The following is a 17,211-nucleotide window of genomic DNA, read 5'->3' on the forward strand; positions in this document are numbered from 1 at the left end:
CCATAAGAATGGCAATAAGTCCTATAAACAAAGAATAGAAGACAATGTTGGGTACTATAGAAAGAATTGAAAAAGCAGCAATCGCCAGCAATCCCCCGATACCGTTACTTATCACCAGAAAAGCGCTCAACTTTATCGACTTCTCTGACGTAATCATCAACGATAGCAACGCAATGAACATCATTGTCAGCAAAGCTTCAGATATTTGAAAAATAAAGAAAAAACAAACTACTGGATAGGAGATAATCATCGCCCTGAAGGCCGCATACCAACGCTGTTTCTTTTCAAGTGGCGCTGCGGCGAACCCTGAGAATTCAGATTTAGGCTCCGGAAAAAAGAAATGCACGAGTGCAAAAATCGTCACCGAAACCACACCTGAGGTTGCCAAGCCCGATGCTAATAATACGGAAACACCCGGATTAGAAATGGCCATGAACGGCAACATTAGTACTGCGATCAACAGAATCGTCGCGAACAAGTTCCATTTAGGGTCAACGAATAAGTAGTAACCCCAAAGCATCATCAAGCCCACTAAAATCAAAAGAGGGACTGGGTAGTGTGTGATACCACGAGACAACAACAAGCCCAACCCCATGGTCACCACCACGGCCAATAACAGCTCGTAGACGGTTTCTTTATGGAGATCTGGCTTATCAATTAAGAACTTGGCTGTGAATACAGGAGCCACAAATGCCAATGGCCAATTGATCCACGCCGCCAAAAATACAGCCAACGTGACCCCGACGGTGTAACGCAGGATCCGTTGCTGTGTTTGTTGGTCGAGAATGGGCTTATCGGACATAAGACAATACGCTTATAAATCGAATCCACAATTTGCCTATCGCATTGAAAACAAAGTTATCACCGCTGTAAACAATCACGTCCGCTTGCCCACCAACTCTCAACATTCCTTGCATATCATCGCGTTCAAATTCAATCATGATAGGAAGCATCTGAGTTTGACGTAACCAGCCTGTTTGCTGACTCGCTTGAGCAAGTTTACCCGCTTGATCATTTTGCCCCCAGTCCACACCCCAATCGATGCTGCTCACTCGGCCTTTAACGATTTGCCCCGGAGCAAAATCGAGAGCGACTTCCACTTCATCACCCACAGTGACATTACCCAGGCTATTTTCACGGAAGTAGGCTTCAATCCAAATATCTTCAGTAGAAACAAACGTCATAATGGCTTGCCCTGCAGATGCATAGAAACCTTCTGACAAACTGAAATTAGACACACCACCTTGAGTCGGCGCTTTAATAACCGTACGTTCTAGGTTTAATTGAGCTTGCTCCAACGCCAATAATGCGGCTTTCACTTGGCTGTTTTCTTCGCCTTCTTTACCCATTTGTTGTTTCGCACCTTCAAGATCCGCCTCTGCATTGACAACAGCCGCTCGAGAAGTTGCTAGAGCTGCCCTAGCTTTGTCTGCATCAGATTTAGAGACCACACCTTTGTCGGCCATCTCCAATACACGTTTAGCTTGCAACTTGGTGTTCTGTCTTTCAACAATCGCTGACGTAAGCTTTGCTTGTGCAGAAGCAATACTCGCTGTTTGTGCGCCAACATTTTGCCCAGCAATTTCAAGGTTTTGTTCAGCTTGTGCAACTGCAATTCGGTAATCCGATTCATCAAGAATGGCGAGCGTATCACCTTGATTAACCAATTGATTCGGTTGGACTAAAATATCCAAAACTTTGCCCGACACCTCTGGTTTAATCGGGACGATATAACCCTTCACGCGTGCATTATCAGTGATAGGAATAATACGATCTGCGATTACACTGAATAGCAGTGTAAATGCCACAAAAAATAGGAGGTAGTTCGTGACCTTTCTTACCCTGTCTTTTCCGTTTTTTGGTTGAGTAACTTCTTCACTATCGTCTTGCTTGTTCCCTGTGGCTTCAGACATGGGACTCCCTTCTAAATAACTAACATCAACAAAATTAATACCTTAAAAATAAACCCGACCATGGAAAACTCAAGTAAATAGGGTTAGATTTATTAAACTAAACACGCTAAATGATACGCGTGTCTAAATAATGCAATTGCATACAAGGACTGTTGAAATATGGTTGACGCCACTTACCAAGTGCCTGTAATTCAAACCAATTACGCAAAAATACTAGTTCAAGTTTTTACTGACTACGGACTTGACCTACATAAATTGCTAAAGGATTCGGGTTTACCGCCTGATCTTATCGAGTCTGAAAGCGACTTTGTGCCATCAGAATCGATTAAACGACTGATTTATCTAACGTCGTCACAACTCGGCGTCTCTCGCTTTACAGACCTACTCGCCCTCGCCTTTAAACAAAGAATCATCCCATACGTATTGCATCAATTTACCGAGTTCGAAACGATTGAAGATTCGTTAAAACACATCAACACGATTTTCACCTACGATTCTCCCGGCAGCAGAGTCGACTTTATCCAAGAGCATGGGCAAAATTGGTTTTGTCGAACCGCCCCTGAAGATAGTTCTCCGATGTTCCAATGGGGTGAAGTTTTCGCTATCACCTATATCATTGAACTAATAACCATTTTATCTAAATCACCTTGGCAACCAACCAAAGTCCGCTTACAAGGGCATAACACAGACATCGTTAAAACACTGCTTTCAAGTCACTGCCAACTGTTTATCGACCATAGCTCTACAGCCATTATGATCCCTGACGAGATATTACAAATCCCTATTCGTCTCACGGCCAAAGATTTGAGTAACAAGCCTGCGATTGTTGAGTGGCACACGAGCTTTACTGACAGCGTTTATGAGCTACTCAAGCCCTATATGAAAGAACAAGACCTCTCACTTGAAGAAGCGGCTGAACTGCTCAACTTCTCTGTCCGAACGTTTCAACGCAAACTCAAAAATGAAAATACGACCTATCGAAAGATCAAAGAAAACCTTATGTTTTCAGTCGCATGTGAGCTTATGGAAGAAGGACATACGCTGACCTACATTTCGAGCCAGTTGGGATACACCAACATCTCTCATTTTTCGCGAGCCTTCAAACGCGTGTCAGGCCTCACGCCCAAGATTTATCAACGCTCGATCTCGGCTTAGATGTAGATCTAACCAATTAGCCAGAGTGACACACGCCTAACTAAGGACGATTGGTGTCGCGTAACCCGAGCTAGAGCTAAAACTAGAGCTACACACCCTATTTCGCCCGTTATCTTTGGCGCAATAAAGTGCCTTATCCGCACTTCGATAAGTCGCTTCGGCTTGTGCCTGTATTTCAGATACACCGCTGCTCACGGTTAAATTCAAACTTGTGCCTTTGGCTATCACTTCTTTCAATCGATACATCGCCTCAAACGCTTCTGCCAAGTTAGTTTCTGGCATTAAGATAGCGAACTCCTCACCGCCAACTCGCGCTACGATGTCAGTGTCTCGGCTGTTATTTCTCAGCAGTTCAGCGACCTCTTTAAGTGCCGCGTCACCTTGGTCATGGCCATGGTTATCGTTAATGGATTTAAAGTGATCCAAGTCGATCAGCGCCAAACAAGAGTGCGTGTAGCCATAACGCTCCGCTAAGTTTGAATAATGGTTGAGATCTTTATCAAAACGGCGACGGTTCCAACACCCTGTTAGGGAATCGGTGTCCACCAGCATTCTTAATCGACGCTCTAAGACTTTGCGTCGGCTAATATCCGTAAAGGTCACAACGTATTTATTATTGTGCGGCAGGATTTCGGTTAGCTTTTCCACTACAACGTTGACAGTAAACTGCTCGCCAAGTCGACTGACCCCACTCAATTCACCTTTCCATCTATGGTTTTCCTTAAGTGAGCGAGTGATAGTCGATATCAAACTGCTATTATTCATGAAGCAGAGATCAGAAATCGGGCGAGACTCGACTTGGTCAAAGGCATAGCCTGACACTCGAGAGAACTGTTGATTGACTTGTATTACCCTCAATTGACTGTCGAGGATGATAAAACCAGCGACGCCATCAATGATCGCTTCAGACAAGCTATTCTTGCTTTGAGCCATTTCATGTCGATATAGGCGTGCAGTAATGAGGCTGCTGAGCACAAATAAAGCGCACACAGAAAAAGCCATGACTGCCGAAGAAACCACACTCAATAACCACAGACTAACGGCCATATTTAGGGCAAGTGTAGAAACCACGTATAGCGGAATTTTTCGGTCAAAACTTAACTTGTTCATAGTTTGCTCTGGTGATGGGCGAATCGCTATGATGGCTAAGTTTCCACTAAGATATTTACCATTTTACGACACATACAAATTCAAATTATATGCGTACTTTTAAGATCAACGACTTATGCTAATTATTGAGTAAAAAGAGTAAGCTACCGCCACTCAATGAACTTCCGTAATTGAAGTTGATTCCGACACCAAAGTTATCAAAGAAGTAAGAATCGTAAGGGACATCAAATACCAAACCAGCCCCAAATTCGTAGTAATAATGGGTGTCAAAAGGATCTTCGAGATCACCCGCGATATCGATTCGTCTGAAGTTATAGTGAACCTGTGGGTTATTTAGGGAAAGTGACTCCCACTTTACGTTTTGTCTGAATTCAATCTCATTAATAAACCGGAAACCTTCAGGGTTACCGATATCACCGTCGTTGGCTTCTCCCCACCCTGTCCCATAAAAATAACGAGCTCTAGAAGATACGTTCCAGCTTCCCCAGTTGGTCGGCTTTAAATACTGCAACTTAACGGAAGGCTCACCGATTAATGCCCATGCTGACGTGTTTAACGCATAACCATCGAGTTGCGATTGAAAGGTTCTGGTGTAACTGTTTTTGTACTCGTATTTGTTGCGGTAATAGAGTGTGTGGACACCTAAGCCATAACCGATAGACCAATGTCGGTCTAACTGGTTTTGAAGCCCCATAAAGCCATACAGGCCCAACACGGTGTCTTTATTTGGATTCAGACGACGATCAGAAGTCACGTCGGTTGAAAACTCAATGTCTTGTTCTGACAACACATAAGATGCGCGCACAGACCAAATCACATCGAGATCAGGATTGTCGGTTTTGATGGTCGACGAATAAGGAATGGAACCAACGCTCACCTGGCTACGGGTATCAATGGTTTTGTCAGAACCAAAACCGTTGTCATTGAGATTAATAAACGAGTTCGGATCAAAATCAACAAAGCCAATCGAAACAGCGTCACTGTCTGTAAGGGCAATCGATGCGGCGAATATCTTCTCTAAACGATCCTTTATCGCTTCATTTGAAGCATACGCAGTCGAAGACATGAAGCTACCAAGAATAAGGGGAATTAAGGTGTGACATAACGTGCGGGGTGAAAGCATTAAGTTGACTCCATTCAAACTTATGCTTCAAGTGTAATTGGTAATATCACTATTTCAATCAGATAGTTAATGAAGGTGTTGATATCCCTCTAAGTTCGAGTTGTAAGAGTGTCGCTAAATCTATCGCGCCCCAAAGCTCTTCTACGTCTTGTATCCTAAAATAAATAATCATACGTACTCCTCTTTAAGTCGAAGTACCATCTTGAATCAATCTCGACAGGGATACTTACCATAATACGCCACACCCGGTTTAAGAGCTGTTTCGCATATAAAAGAATAAGCGTTTGAAAATTATAAGTTTATCTCCTAAGTTTTTTATAACCCTTTACTCAGGAAGATGTAGATGAGCAATATAGAAAAAGTATATGGATTTAATACGCCCCAACGGCTCTTTGTCGGTTACACACTCGCCGTCCTCGTTGATTTAACCGTTCTCAATTTTTTTGATGAATACTGGGACTTCGTCAATATCGAGTCTTTCACCATCTCATTTGCTGCCGCGATTTTGCTACAGCTGTTGCTCAAGTTATCCATCGGCTTAGAACATAAGCTCGCGGATTACTTCAAGTCGAAACCCGGCACTGCCCCTAAGATCTATAGAGGCCTATCGAGCTACGTGATTCTCGTCGGTTCAAAATTCGTGATGCTAGAAGCTATCAATGTTCTATTTGGTGACAAAGTCGATTTCACAGGGCCTTGGAACGGTGTCATCGCCTTCTTTGCAGTGGTGTTTACCATTCTGGTTGCCGAAGTGATTGTTTCTAAAATCTACTTTGCACTGGATGACACGCAGAAAACCGAAAAAGCCTAAGCACTCGAATAGATTAGGTTTAATCGAACGAGAAACAAAAAAGTGAGCCACTAAGGGCTCACTTTTTACGTTTAGCTTTAAGTCTAAACAAGATAACGTTAAGCGAAATTAGATAAACACTCTCGCTCTAATACCGAATACCCAAGCGCTGCTTTCACTAGAGAACGCAGGATCTTTGATGTACTGAATATCTGGCGTAACTTGAAGGTGATCACCAAACTGCATGTTGTAGTAGATTTCAGCTGTCCACTGCTCTGTACCACCACTTATCGCTTTAGCATCAGCTTCAAAAGAATCACCGTTCACTTCAGCCCAGTTCAGCGCGACACCTAGGTTATTGGTTGGTTTTCCTAACCCGAAATAGCCCATACCAACGGAAATTGATTTATCGTAAAGGGCAACATCCCCTTCAGAGAAACCACCACGAACAAACGGCATCACTTGAGGAGTCATAAACTGACTCCATGAAAAATTAACCCCTGAACCACCTTCCGTTGCAAGGCTATTACTATGACGAGTATCGTCGCCAAAATCCCAGAAGGTCACATGGAAATTATCGGTATAGATTTGCTCTTGCGAAGCCGTCCAACCTAACTCCAAGGTTGTAAAGTAAGATGCATCGCTACCAAAAGCGGTGTCAAAGCCATCAAAGATATCATCTGACTGACCATTTGCATCGGCGATACCACCGACCACATAAAAATTCTCGCCGAGCATATGACCAGCAGAAAGCGCAAGCACACCATCATCCGGCAAGCCCATTGCACCTGAACCTGTCGAGAATGCTAAATTCGTAAAACCAGACCAAGGGCTTGCGAGAGCGTAAACATCCGCATAGTTCGTCACATCTTGCCAGCCAACAATAATGGTGCCTTTGCCATCGTTGATTTTTTGCTTCCAATTTAAGTCAGTAACTCGAAAACCTTGGTCACTGAAAGCTGGAGCTATCAAGCCTACATATCCAATTTGATCTGAACCTATAAAGCCAAACTCTTTTGGTGAAGTATTGCCATAGGCATGCCTATGTTCGACCTTCCACACCAAGCTACCTGAATTTTGTGTGCCGTTCCCTAATAGGTGCCATGAACCGTACAGCCGTGCCACACCCGATGAGGCATCAACGCTATCGCCACCAACACCATCTCCAGAGGTAAGGCCTAAAGCAAAGTAATCCGCGCCAAATGTAAAGCCATCCGCGGCAAGCTTTTCGCGCCAATTCAGCTGCTGATCTTTTTGTTGTGCAATGGTATTTTCAACAGAGTCTGGACCTTCAAAGTTCGCGCTATAAACCGCAGGACTCAATGAGGTTGCCGCCATCATCACTGCCATACTTACTTTAGATAATCTTGAATTCATCTTTGTCACCAATGCTTTTTAAGTTCGTTCTATTTTATTCATTGCTCACATCGAAAATTGTCATTTGATGACAACCATTAGTTTTCTTTCTCGTAATAGTCTTCGATCATCGAAGCTTTCATTTCATAACCCATGGTGAGGTTACTTTTCCCATCGACTAGGAAAACTTCTTCAGTCACTTTGTTCGAGCTAAAGTCACCTTCTACCCATACAGGGTACTGAACGTTCTGTACCTGAAAGCCTTCAGGGAAAGACACTTTCACTATCTGGTTAGCTGGGGGTGGTGGCATGTGGATACACGCTCCAGCCACGGGAACTAATAAGAATTCTGTTGCTGTCATTCCTTCAGAGAACTCTAAAGGAACAATAAAACCGGGTACTCGAACCTTCTTGCCATCAAACTCAGTGGTGATCGCTTCAGCGCTCGCTTTCATGGTTTGCATATACTCATCACGAAGTGCAATCACTTCATCTGCGTTGATGCCTTGCTCTTTTAACGTTTCTTTGAATTCCACAGCCTGTTGTTGCACCTGTTCTTCCTTTGATGCACTCATCGCTATCACACCTTGTAATAGGCGCATTTGTTGATCGGTCAGATCAGGCATTTCGAGTGTCACTTCCTGTGCAGCAGAATTAAGGTCTTGCCACTCAAGAGCAACGGCCGTATTGGAATAAGTGGGTAGAGAGACGGCAGTAAGTGATAACACTGACAAGACAAGAGAAAGTGTTTTTTGCATGATGTGCACCTTGAAGAAAGAGGCCTACCGAAGCAGACCATCAATTAAACGAAGTTAAAGTGTATTCTTGTAGACTTTGCCATCTTTCATGATGACTTTGATGGTATCGATTTCAGGGTTGCGCGGCTCTGCGTCAAACCATTTTTCGTTTGCCCCAATCACGGATAAGTCTTCAAGTGGGTTACCTTCTACGATGAGTAGATCGGCGTACGCACCTTCTTCCACCACACCCAATTTACCGTCTGGATACGGGTCCATCACGCCAGATAACTTCATGATTTCACCATTTACTGATGTCATGCCTTTCAAGGTGAAGAAGTTACCAAGCTCTTTACCCGCAAGGTAAATCGTGTGGTCGGTTTGTTTAATACAAGAAACCATGTCACCAACACAGTCTGTGTGGAAACCCCATTTAGGTTGGTACTTGTTTACGTTCGAGATGTAGTCTTTGAATGCTTTGGTTGCAGACTCTGCTTTACGCTTAGAGGCTGGGTTCGAGTTGATCGCTTCTATCTGAGTTAAATATGGTGAGAACGCGGTCATATTAGTGGTGATATACGCGCCTTTGTCTTCCATTTTGTCGGCAATATCGCCATCAAACATAAAGCCATGTTCAATGGTTTTAACCCCTGCATCGAGGTTACGCATAATTGCTTTTTTACTGTAGGCATGTGACATAACATAAGAGCCATAAGCATCTGCGACTTCAACCGCGGCTTCAATTTCTTCCGCTGACATCGCGTTTAACTGCCACGGGTCAAAAGATGATGCAACACCGCCCGATGACATGATCTTTATCTGGCTGTTACCTTGCTTAAAGTTCTGACGTGCCGCCGCTTTAATTTCAGTAATACCATCCGCATTAAAGCTCACGCTATTGCGAGCCATACTGGTTGTTGAACCAAAGAAATGTTGGTTAGCCGTAGTTAGGTTACTAAAATCAGCGTGAGATCCTGTTGGGCCAATAAAGGCACCCGACGTGTAAAGACGTGGCCCCGTTATCATCCCAGAATCGATCGTTTTACGCAGGCCTGTATTCAAACCACCAGCATCACGCCAAGTAGTAAAGCCCGATTGGAATGCTGCGTTTGCGTTAACCGTTGAACGAGCCGCTAGCTCTTCGATAGTACGGTTGTTTTCATGATCGCTCAGGTTTCCGCCGTTTAGCAATAAGTGCCCGTGGCCTTCAATCAAGCCTGGCATCAAGGTTTTGCCTTCACCATCAATCACGACAGCCTCGCCCGCTTCAATAGGGCTTGCTGAGATCTGTTTGATCAGATTGTCTTCAACGAGAACATGATGGTTTTCATAAAGCTTGTTTTCTGTGCCGTTGAAAATATCAACATTTGTAAAAAGCGTTGATGCCGCGTTTGCCGAGAGAGCAAATGAGCACGAAAGCGCTACCATAGAAAGCTTTAAGCCTGCATTTTTCATTTTCACACCTTGTTATCCGTAAATGAGTGGAATCCATTTCCCATAACGAGTCCATAACTACGATTGAGTGTCATGAGGTTTCAAAGGTGTTTTTAGGAATTACGCCAAGCGTAAACGACAGCACTAAAACATCTCATCAACATTCAATAACTTAGTAGTGATGTTGCCACTCTTCAAGGTTGAAAAACTGCCATTTGATGACACAGGGGAATTCTATGAAGATTGTGTGATGCTCAGCAGTATGACTTCCGGTATTGTCTAGGTGTCATGTTCATTTGGCGTTTGAAAGCGCGTGTGAAGTGAGATGAGTCAGAATACCCCATCTTAGATCCGATACTGGTAATGGAAAGGTCAGAGTACTTTAGTAACTCTAAGGTCTGCTCTAGCACCATATCTTCAATGAGCTTTTTATAGGTGACACCTTCCTTATCAAGTCGTCTTTGAATAGTACGAACATGAATATTGAGAATGTCAGAGGCTAAACTTATTGGAAGTTTACCCATTGATAGGTAAGGTTTTATCGCCAAACAAAATGATGGGACAAACGTGTTGGGAAAAGCCGAGTTACTTTTAGCGTCATCCTCTGCTTTGGGACGAGCCTGGGCTTGCCTCGCCAAAACTATCGGCGACAACATCATTGCTTCAGGAATACAAAAGGCCGTCACAGGCCTTCCACTGAAAAGCTGAGCCGGCCCCATTTGCGGTAAACATTGAAAGCTTTCTATATCATTCCCTTGAATGCCCACTTCGGTTGGAGCCCACTGCCCTTGTGTCAATTTCAGTAGCAATTCATTCATGAACACCACGGCAAACAGTTCTGAAAAATGAGCCCAAACACTGTCGTTGTGTTGCTTCTCACGAACAAACCACCACTTTCCGCCCGATTGAGTCACATACATATTGGCGTCACTGGATTGCAGCTTTATCTGCTCACAAAACTGCTCTAAAGCCGATTTCAATGAACTTTCTTGGGAGAGTTGAGCGACAAACCTTGGAACATAAACCTGTTTACAAAAATTCCAAATATACAGGGCAAATTCTTCTTTGGACGAAGATCGCCCCATAAGATCCAGCACGTTCTTGATCGTGGTTTCTGGAAGATATTGATAGTGCTGACGATTGGTTAATATATCGTTAGGGATTTTTGCATCGCGGAGCAAAGAATAAATATCACCATCTAGGTGTTGGAATAACCCAAGAAAGAGTTCAACTTCTTCTTTGCTCACTATCGCAAGTGATTGGTGACTCATTGGCATCCGTTCCTCTAAAGCAATCCATGAAAAGTAATTCAGCTTACGTTACAAGATAGCAGACTTTATCACGACTAACGGAGGCGTAATTTCGACCGAAACCTTGATACACCCCGTATTTTCTCGCGAGCCGCTAGCTAACACTCAACGTTAATCACTAATCACTAATCACTAATCACTAATCACTAATCACTAATCACTAAAGTAAAACTAACTCGCGTCTTCTCACCAAGAAGGCTCTCACATGATCGTAAATCAGATTAAACACAAACGCGTAAATGGTAATAAAAATGGTCACGCCGATATCCATTAAGAATGCCTGCCAAATCCCCACATTAAGCAAGAAAGCCATCACTGGGATCGTCGCTATCAACAAGCCTGCTTCAAACAAAACCACATGGAATATTCTCAGCTTAAGTGAACGCTGAGATTTTTCACCCGTAAAGTAGCGATCAAAAATGCGGTTAAAACAGTAATTCCAAATCATAGCGATTGTAGCAACAACTATCATGGTTCCTGATAAGGCATTCACATCATGATCGGTAAATATCGCCAAGCCTATAATTGAAAGTGTTACGGCCAAAACTTCGAATAACACTGAGTGAAACACTCTTTCTAACGTACTCATACATTCCTCTAAATAATCTAGTCTGTGTTGGATTAGCTCGGATTATGTCATCGGAAATAATAAGAGAAAGTTAACAGCCATCACGATTAGTGATAGCCTGAGCATTATCATCCCATTTGGTATTGAGCGAGAGGTAACATGTACAGTTTTGAGCAACTAAAAGTCTTCGTCACCGTGTGTGAAAGTGGCTCTTTTTCTGCTGCAGCACGCAAGCTGAAACGCGCTCAGTCTGGTGTCAGCCAATCGATCGCCAATCTCGAAATAGCCATCGACCAAGAGCTGTTTAACCGTGAGAAAAACATCCCCGTTTTGACCAACACCGGTAAAGCGTTATTGCCTGTCGCTAAGTCGATTCTCGACCAACAAAAGTACTTCGACCAAAAAGTAGAGTCGCTGACACAAGAAGATGAACACGAACTGATCATTGCCATTGATGAGAGCATCATAGATAAGAATTTCATTAAGATAATCAGCTCACTAGCCGATCAGTTTCCAATCACACACTTCGATATTATTACCACCTCAACCTTCGATGTTGAAGACTTAGTCAGACGCGGAAAAGCACAGATTGGCATCATCTATGCGGATGGTGAACTTAAGGTAGATATGGACTTTTTCTTGCTTGGCCAAGCACGCTTTCTTACGGTTAGCTCTGCCACGCACGAGCTGAGCCAAATGTCCGTCGTTCAAGACTCAGACCTAAAGCGCTACCGCCAATGTGTACATCGTAGTTCGAAGCAACGCGAATTGTGGTTCACCTATGGCATTAGCTCCATGCTTTGGTATGCCAACAACCACAAAACGATCATCGATCTCGTTGAACAGAACGTAGGGTGGGCAAATGTGCCTGAAATGATGGTGATGGAAGGGATTCAGAAAGGCGATCTCGTAGCACTGCCAGTGGCACACGAGCATGGTGGTTGGATTACTCCTGTGGGTTGCTTAGTGTCTCGTAGCCATATCAATGGCCCAGTGTTAACAAGTTTACTTGAAAAACTAAAAGGCCACTCATTAGAGAACAATCAATGGCAAGCCAACTAATCTCCCCCAATCCTTGAGTTCACCTATTTCAGCAACGGAATCCTAAATCAATGACGGTGGTGTTTTCTCCAGCACTACCTCATTTCCGCTTTTCGTGCCGATAATTTTCTTTGTCGTGTGGATAAAACACCCTAGTTGATATCCCAAAGTGACATAACTAGTATGCGATCCCAAAGGGTTTGTCTTATCAAACTGATATCGACAAAACCAAATCGCTCTTTAACACCACTGACCCAACTTCAAATCTCCCACATAAGTGCCCCTGCCCTGCAACCACTTGTGAAAGCTTCAAATAGATCACTTTTGAATATTGATTCGCACCCAGTTTATGAGCCCTCTTCGAGTGCTTTTTTATATCTAAATGAACCTTTTGGAAAATTTGTCGTGAACGTTTTAAGAAATATTTGCCCTGAGAAAATGGGCAAAGAGCGTAACAAACGAGAGTATGATTTACGCGTACTTAATTGTGTCAGTGAAAGCGAATATGAATCGCGTATGGCAGTTTGGAATAGCTTAACTTTGGTTGCTACTCCGTCTGTTTCAGAAACAAAAGGCTTCATCGATGAGGCTTTCAACAAACTTCAGCAAGACTTGAAAGAAGCGAGCCGCGAGTTATCGATTAACTACACGGACTTCATTGCAATGGCGCATGAAGAACTTAACTACATTAAGGTGTTTGTTGCTGATAAGACCGCACAATACGGCTGGTATGCCGCGATCGTTCTTATGATCATCGGTACTGTTGCTTTATGCGCTCAGTAAACAAAACTGTGTATTCAATAAATTGTCTTAAAAGCTCAAGCGATAGGCCAATTTAGCCTTTCTATGAGCCTGTTCTTTAACTAGAAAACAAATGGTTAACCTCATTTGTTTTCTAGTCGATAACCCCTTCACTCCCCCATTAGAGACAACAGATCCCGCGTCGCTTGTTTTGGATCTTCAGCGTGACATATCGCAGATACCAGTGCTAATCCATGAATACCGCTCTCAACTAACTGCGGGATATTCGATTCGTTAATTCCACCAATACCGACAATCGGTAACTTCGTTGTCTCCAACGCCATTTTAATACCGTAATAACCCCAATGTTTCTTAAGATTTGTCTTAGTCGGTGTGGCAAAAAGCGCACTGAGGCCAATGTAATCAATAGGCAGACTATCGGCTTGTTGAAGCTGTTGTTCAGTTTCAATCGACAGACCAAGAATCTTATCTGGACCAATCAACTGACGGGCTAACTCAGCCGGCATGTCTGACTGTCCTAAATGCAAGCCGTCAGCATCCACAGCCAACGCAACGTCTACCCGATCGTTAATGATCAGCGGTACGCCAGAGCCAGCCAAAATCGACTTAACGGCCTGCGCTCGTTCAATAAAAGCTCTCACATCTCCATGCTTCTCTCTTACTTGAACCATAGTGACACCACCAGCGATTGCTTGTTCAACCACAAACTTAAGCGTTTCTAAATCTTGTTGGTCATCCGTTACTAAGTAGAGCTTATAAGGGTTCATATCGTGCCTTTGGAGTCGGAGTCTAAATTGAGTTGCTACCATTTTACCGACAATTCGTATCATGTGCATGGAAGTTAATACTAAATTAGCTCAATTAAGCGCGCACCATTGAATATACAACTCGTTGAAAGCATACCGAAAATCCTGAAATTTTTAACGAAAGCGTTACTTATTACACAAACTATTCACTTAAGCCTGCCCAGAACGCTGTTTTATGGAATACTTCGCTATGAAGGAATCAGGTAAATATAGGGATAGTTATGCGCCACCTTTCTATAGCGTTTAAGATCAAGCTGGGTTATGCCATCTGCTTACTCTTTTTCGTCATTTCAGGCCTTGTGAGTTACAAAGGTATCCAAACTTTGTCGAACGGCTTTAGCCAGTACAGTGAGCTCAGCCACAAGGCGACATTATCAGGCAACATTCAAGTGCACTTTCTTCAGATGCGTTTAGCCTCTGAACGTTACTTAGAGTCATTGGATGAGCAATACGAAACGAATTATCAATCAAGCAAACTCGCGATTGATGAACTGCTGAACAACTTAATCCAAACCACCACCAAAACCGATAGCCTAGCTAGCCTGCAATTAGTGCAAGACAGCGTGGCGGCATTTGACACGGCTTATGGCTCAATGAAACAGAGCCAGCTGCTCATCGACCAATTGGTGAATGTCGAGATGGTCAAACGAGAAACCAACGCCCTCAAAGCCGCTCAGAGCTTGTTGTATGAGTCGTACAACAACAACGATCCAAACGCGAGCTTATACGCGGGTATGTTGATGGAGAACTTCCTCGCAGCCAAGATCACTGTACTGAGTTACTCAAACAACAACGACCTAAAAACCTATGAAGCGGGTAAAGATATCTTTGAATACGCGTTGCCAGGTATTGAAGGCGACATTGAGTCTCTTAAATCATCCCCTTACCAAAGCGAGTTGATCGAAGACTTCTCAAACCAACGTGAAGCGTATGCAAAAGGCTTTGAGCAAGTTCATCAGCAGATGATTGAAAACACTCAAAGAACTGCAACGCTTGCCTCGATTGGTGACAGCTTGGCTATTGCGGTCGCGGATGCTCAAAGTATTCTAGAGCAACAGAAACAAGCATTAACGCCAGAACTGCAAGCCAGTGAAAAACGTTCAGTTCAAATCATCTTCTTGCTAACGGGTGTGGCTTTGGTGATTGGCATGACGAGCGCTGTGTTGGTGACTCGTTCTATTACCAAAGGCATCGCACAGGTTAAACAGATCACCAATGAGCTTTCTCAAGGCAACTTAAATGTTGAGGTGAACATTGAGAGCAAGAACGAGATTGGCGAACTGCTGACCAACATGGAGATCACCATTGAATCTCTGCGCGATATTGTTGGTCAAGTGAACCGCTCTAGCGTGCGTATTGGTGAGATGTCGGAGTCACTCAATCAAGTGACCAATAACAGCTCGACCAACGCGACACAGCTGAACAATGAAATGATCAATATCTCTTCTGCCGTTGATCAATTGGCTTCCAGCACATCAGAAATTGCTTCAAGTGCTAACCACGCCTCTCAAGTTGCAAATCAAGCGACCGAAAATGTGGCGATGGGCCTCAAAGAAGTCGATAAAACACTGCACGAGATTGGCAGCGCCGATGAAAGCATGCAGGTGAGCAGTCAAAAAGTAACAGACCTACACAAAGAGTCGATGAACATTGGCGCTATTCTTGAAGTGATTAAAGGCGTTTCTGAGCAAACTAACCTGTTGGCATTGAATGCCGCTATCGAAGCCGCTCGTGCGGGTGAACAAGGTCGTGGGTTTGCAGTCGTAGCCGATGAAGTGAGAACGCTCGCTAAGCGTACCCAAGATTCAGCTAGCCAAATTGATGAGCTCATCACCTCGTTACAACGTGGCGCTAAAGATGCGTTAGAGTCGATCAAAGAGAGCCACAGCACGGTTTCAGATGCTTCAACTCAAGCACAACAAGCTTCTCAGAACTTGCATGTGATTAACCAACACATCCAAGATCTGAATCAGGCTAACAGCCAGATTGCAGTATCTGTTGACGAGCAAGATTGCTTGACCAAGTCACTGGGTGAAAACGCGCAAGGTGCCAATACCATCGCGCAGAGCAACCAAGAGTCTGTAAGCAGCATTTCAGGTGCTGCGAGCGACTTAACCGAAGTTGCTCATCACTTAGAAAGCCAAGTGAATCGATTTAGAACCTAACCAAACCAATTGCTCATATTACGAGATAGCTAACACAACGACGAGTTAATACGGTTTTGAAGCACCAATAGAAAAGCCCTCAACACATATGTGTTGAGGGCTTTTTAATCAGCTAGGAATACAGATCTAGATTGAATCTACTGAATCTTCAAACGTTGGTTCAACGTATCTTCGTCTAACTGGTACAACTCATCAAGCAAGTTCATTTGCAAGCTACCTGGGCCGCGTGAGTTCTCAGCTGCGATTTCACCAACCACACCCAATACCGCCGCAGCAGCCAATCCACTGTCATCACCGACAGCCGCGAAAGCGCCCGTTAATGCAGTCAGAGTACAACCCATGCCCGTCACATAAGGCATCATTGGATGACCGTTATTTAACGTCACCACGCTGTCTTTGGTGACAACGTAATCTGTCTCACCAGAAATCACCACATTCGCACCGTATTCAGCGACTAAGCATTGCGCTGCGCCTAATGCTGCATCACTGCTATCCAGCGCATCAACGCCTTTACTCTGCGCTTGCTCGCCCGCTAACGCGATTATCTCTGACGCGTTACCACGAATGATCAACTTGTCGGCTAAGCGTGCAATTTCACGAGAAGTCTCGGTACGCAAGGTACTTGCCCCACAACCCACAGGGTCAAGAACCACAACCTTGTTGTTCGCGTTCGCTTGCTCAACAGCAAAACACATTCTTGGCGTCCAAACACTGTCGAGCGTGCCGATGTTGATCACAAGCGCGCCAGAGAAAGACATCATCTCAGCCAGTTCTTGCTGCGAGTGCGCCATAATAGGCGAAGCGCCAATCGCTAATAAAGCATTGGCCGTATTGTTCATCACTACATAGTTGGTGATGTTCACAACCAGTGGCTTTTGCTCTCGTACTGCGCGCAACGATTGGATGATTTGTTCAGTTAGCATGGGTAAATCCTTATTCGT

General features: G+C 44.0%; 16 protein-coding genes. 5 read left to right on the forward strand and 11 right to left on the reverse strand.

Features of this window, described 5'->3' with window-relative positions; genetic code table 11:
• Both OW495_RS20875 and OW495_RS20880 read right to left on the reverse strand, forming a co-directional pair.
• Positions 1-802, reverse strand: an 802-nt coding sequence (locus OW495_RS20875) for a DUF2955 domain-containing protein (protein ID WP_289888135.1), incomplete at its 3' end; no start/stop codon positions are given.
• Positions 792-1,913 (reverse strand): HlyD family secretion protein, encoded by a 1,122-nt coding sequence (locus OW495_RS20880; protein WP_289888136.1) that lies wholly within the window; start codon positions 1,911-1,913, stop codon positions 792-794. The genes OW495_RS20875 and OW495_RS20880, both read right to left, overlap by 11 nt.
• A gap of 159 nt (positions 1,914-2,072) precedes the next feature.
• On the opposite strand from OW495_RS20880, the gene OW495_RS20885 reads away from it, so the two are divergent.
• The gene (locus tag OW495_RS20885) at positions 2,073-3,068 is read left to right on the forward strand and encodes a helix-turn-helix domain-containing protein (protein ID WP_289888137.1); all 996 of its coding nucleotides are present in this window, start codon (positions 2,073-2,075) and stop codon (positions 3,066-3,068) included.
• 36 nt (positions 3,069-3,104) lie between these two features.
• Here OW495_RS20885 and OW495_RS20890 read toward each other — a convergent pair whose 3' ends face one another.
• Complete coding sequence (locus tag OW495_RS20890) at positions 3,105-4,178, reverse strand: sensor domain-containing diguanylate cyclase (RefSeq protein WP_289888138.1); 1,074 nt, start codon at positions 4,176-4,178, stop codon at positions 3,105-3,107.
• A gap of 118 nt (positions 4,179-4,296) precedes the next feature.
• Positions 4,297-5,244, reverse strand: a complete 948-nt coding sequence (locus OW495_RS20895) for a Solitary outer membrane autotransporter beta-barrel domain (RefSeq protein ID WP_229636220.1) — start codon at positions 5,242-5,244, stop codon at positions 4,297-4,299.
• A gap of 400 nt (positions 5,245-5,644) precedes the next feature.
• On the opposite strand from OW495_RS20895, the gene OW495_RS20900 reads away from it, so the two are divergent.
• A complete protein-coding gene (locus OW495_RS20900) occupies positions 5,645-6,112 on the forward strand; it encodes a hypothetical protein (protein ID WP_289888142.1) in 468 nt (155 codons plus the stop codon).
• Between the two features lie 108 nt (positions 6,113-6,220).
• On the opposite strand, the gene OW495_RS20905 is transcribed toward OW495_RS20900, so the two are convergent.
• The 5 genes from OW495_RS20905 to OW495_RS20925 all read right to left on the reverse strand — a co-directional run bounded on the left by OW495_RS20905 (position 6,221) and on the right by OW495_RS20925 (position 11,517).
• Entirely contained in the window at positions 6,221-7,429 is a 1,209-nt protein-coding gene (locus OW495_RS20905; protein ID WP_289888205.1) for a carbohydrate porin, read from the reverse strand.
• A 116-nt stretch (positions 7,430-7,545) separates the two neighbouring features.
• Entirely contained in the window at positions 7,546-8,205 is a 660-nt protein-coding gene (locus OW495_RS20910; RefSeq protein ID WP_289888144.1) for a DUF3299 domain-containing protein, read from the reverse strand.
• Between the two features lie 54 nt (positions 8,206-8,259).
• Positions 8,260-9,639 carry an amidohydrolase family protein gene (locus OW495_RS20915; RefSeq protein ID WP_065104617.1) on the reverse strand — a complete coding sequence of 460 codons (1,380 nt, stop codon included), beginning with the start codon at positions 9,637-9,639 and terminating at the stop codon, positions 8,260-8,262.
• Between the two features lie 233 nt (positions 9,640-9,872).
• Positions 9,873-10,895, reverse strand: a complete 1,023-nt coding sequence (locus tag OW495_RS20920; RefSeq protein ID WP_102513305.1) for a helix-turn-helix transcriptional regulator — start codon at positions 10,893-10,895, stop codon at positions 9,873-9,875.
• A gap of 193 nt (positions 10,896-11,088) precedes the next feature.
• Positions 11,089-11,517, reverse strand: coding sequence for a PACE efflux transporter (locus OW495_RS20925; RefSeq protein ID WP_065104615.1), 429 nt, complete (start codon positions 11,515-11,517; stop codon positions 11,089-11,091).
• Positions 11,518-11,655: 138 nt separating this feature from the next.
• On the opposite strand from OW495_RS20925, the gene OW495_RS20930 reads away from it, so the two are divergent.
• Both OW495_RS20930 and OW495_RS20935 read left to right on the forward strand, forming a co-directional pair.
• On the forward strand, positions 11,656-12,558 hold the full coding sequence (locus tag OW495_RS20930; RefSeq protein WP_099165706.1) for a LysR family transcriptional regulator: 903 nt from the start codon (positions 11,656-11,658) through the stop codon (positions 12,556-12,558).
• Positions 12,559-12,975: 417 nt separating this feature from the next.
• Entirely contained in the window at positions 12,976-13,320 is a 345-nt protein-coding gene (locus OW495_RS20935) for a hypothetical protein (RefSeq protein WP_009844840.1), read from the forward strand.
• 128 nt (positions 13,321-13,448) lie between these two features.
• Here the strand turns inward: OW495_RS20935 and thiE are convergent, their stop codons facing one another.
• Entirely contained in the window at positions 13,449-14,066 is a 618-nt protein-coding gene (gene thiE, locus OW495_RS20940) for a thiamine phosphate synthase (protein ID WP_102312709.1), read from the reverse strand.
• Between the two features lie 260 nt (positions 14,067-14,326).
• Here thiE and OW495_RS20945 point away from each other — a divergent pair, with 260 nt between their 5' ends.
• On the forward strand, positions 14,327-16,270 hold the full coding sequence (locus tag OW495_RS20945) for a methyl-accepting chemotaxis protein (protein WP_289888153.1): 1,944 nt from the start codon (positions 14,327-14,329) through the stop codon (positions 16,268-16,270).
• Positions 16,271-16,407: 137 nt separating this feature from the next.
• Here OW495_RS20945 and thiM read toward each other — a convergent pair whose 3' ends face one another.
• Positions 16,408-17,193, reverse strand: coding sequence for a hydroxyethylthiazole kinase (thiM, locus tag OW495_RS20950; protein ID WP_102513301.1), 786 nt, complete (start codon positions 17,191-17,193; stop codon positions 16,408-16,410).
• Positions 17,194-17,211: the final 18 nt, after the last annotated feature.

Source organism: Vibrio sp. 14N.309.X.WAT.E.F5, assembly GCF_030397615.1.
In the GTDB taxonomy this organism is placed as follows: Bacteria; Pseudomonadota; Gammaproteobacteria; order Enterobacterales; family Vibrionaceae; genus Vibrio; species Vibrio lentus.

Bases quoted from the DNA above. Each gene is read 5' to 3' on its own strand.
- OW495_RS20880 (WP_289888136.1), bottom strand. From the start codon at position 1,913: ATGTCTGAAGCCACAGGGAACAAGCAAGACGATAGTGAAGAAGTTACT.
- OW495_RS20885 (WP_289888137.1), top strand. From the start codon at position 2,073: ATGGTTGACGCCACTTACCAAGTGCCTGTAATTCAAACCAATTACGCA.
- OW495_RS20890 (WP_289888138.1), bottom strand. From the start codon at position 4,178: ATGAACAAGTTAAGTTTTGACCGAAAAATTCCGCTATACGTGGTTTCT.
- OW495_RS20895 (WP_229636220.1), bottom strand. From the start codon at position 5,244: ATGTCTTCGACTGCGTATGCTTCAAATGAAGCGATAAAGGATCGTTTA.
- OW495_RS20900 (WP_289888142.1), top strand. From the start codon at position 5,645: ATGAGCAATATAGAAAAAGTATATGGATTTAATACGCCCCAACGGCTC.
- OW495_RS20905 (WP_289888205.1), bottom strand. From the start codon at position 7,429: ATGGCGGCAACCTCATTGAGTCCTGCGGTTTATAGCGCGAACTTTGAA.
- OW495_RS20910 (WP_289888144.1), bottom strand. From the start codon at position 8,205: ATGCAAAAAACACTTTCTCTTGTCTTGTCAGTGTTATCACTTACTGCC.
- OW495_RS20915 (WP_065104617.1), bottom strand. From the start codon at position 9,639: ATGAAAAATGCAGGCTTAAAGCTTTCTATGGTAGCGCTTTCGTGCTCA.
- OW495_RS20920 (WP_102513305.1), bottom strand. From the start codon at position 10,895: ATGCCAATGAGTCACCAATCACTTGCGATAGTGAGCAAAGAAGAAGTT.
- OW495_RS20925 (WP_065104615.1), bottom strand. From the start codon at position 11,517: ATGAGTACGTTAGAAAGAGTGTTTCACTCAGTGTTATTCGAAGTTTTG.
- OW495_RS20930 (WP_099165706.1), top strand. From the start codon at position 11,656: ATGTACAGTTTTGAGCAACTAAAAGTCTTCGTCACCGTGTGTGAAAGT.
- OW495_RS20935 (WP_009844840.1), top strand. From the start codon at position 12,976: ATGGGCAAAGAGCGTAACAAACGAGAGTATGATTTACGCGTACTTAAT.
- thiE (WP_102312709.1), bottom strand. From the start codon at position 14,066: ATGAACCCTTATAAGCTCTACTTAGTAACGGATGACCAACAAGATTTA.
- OW495_RS20945 (WP_289888153.1), top strand. From the start codon at position 14,327: ATGCGCCACCTTTCTATAGCGTTTAAGATCAAGCTGGGTTATGCCATC.
- thiM (WP_102513301.1), bottom strand. From the start codon at position 17,193: ATGCTAACTGAACAAATCATCCAATCGTTGCGCGCAGTACGAGAGCAA.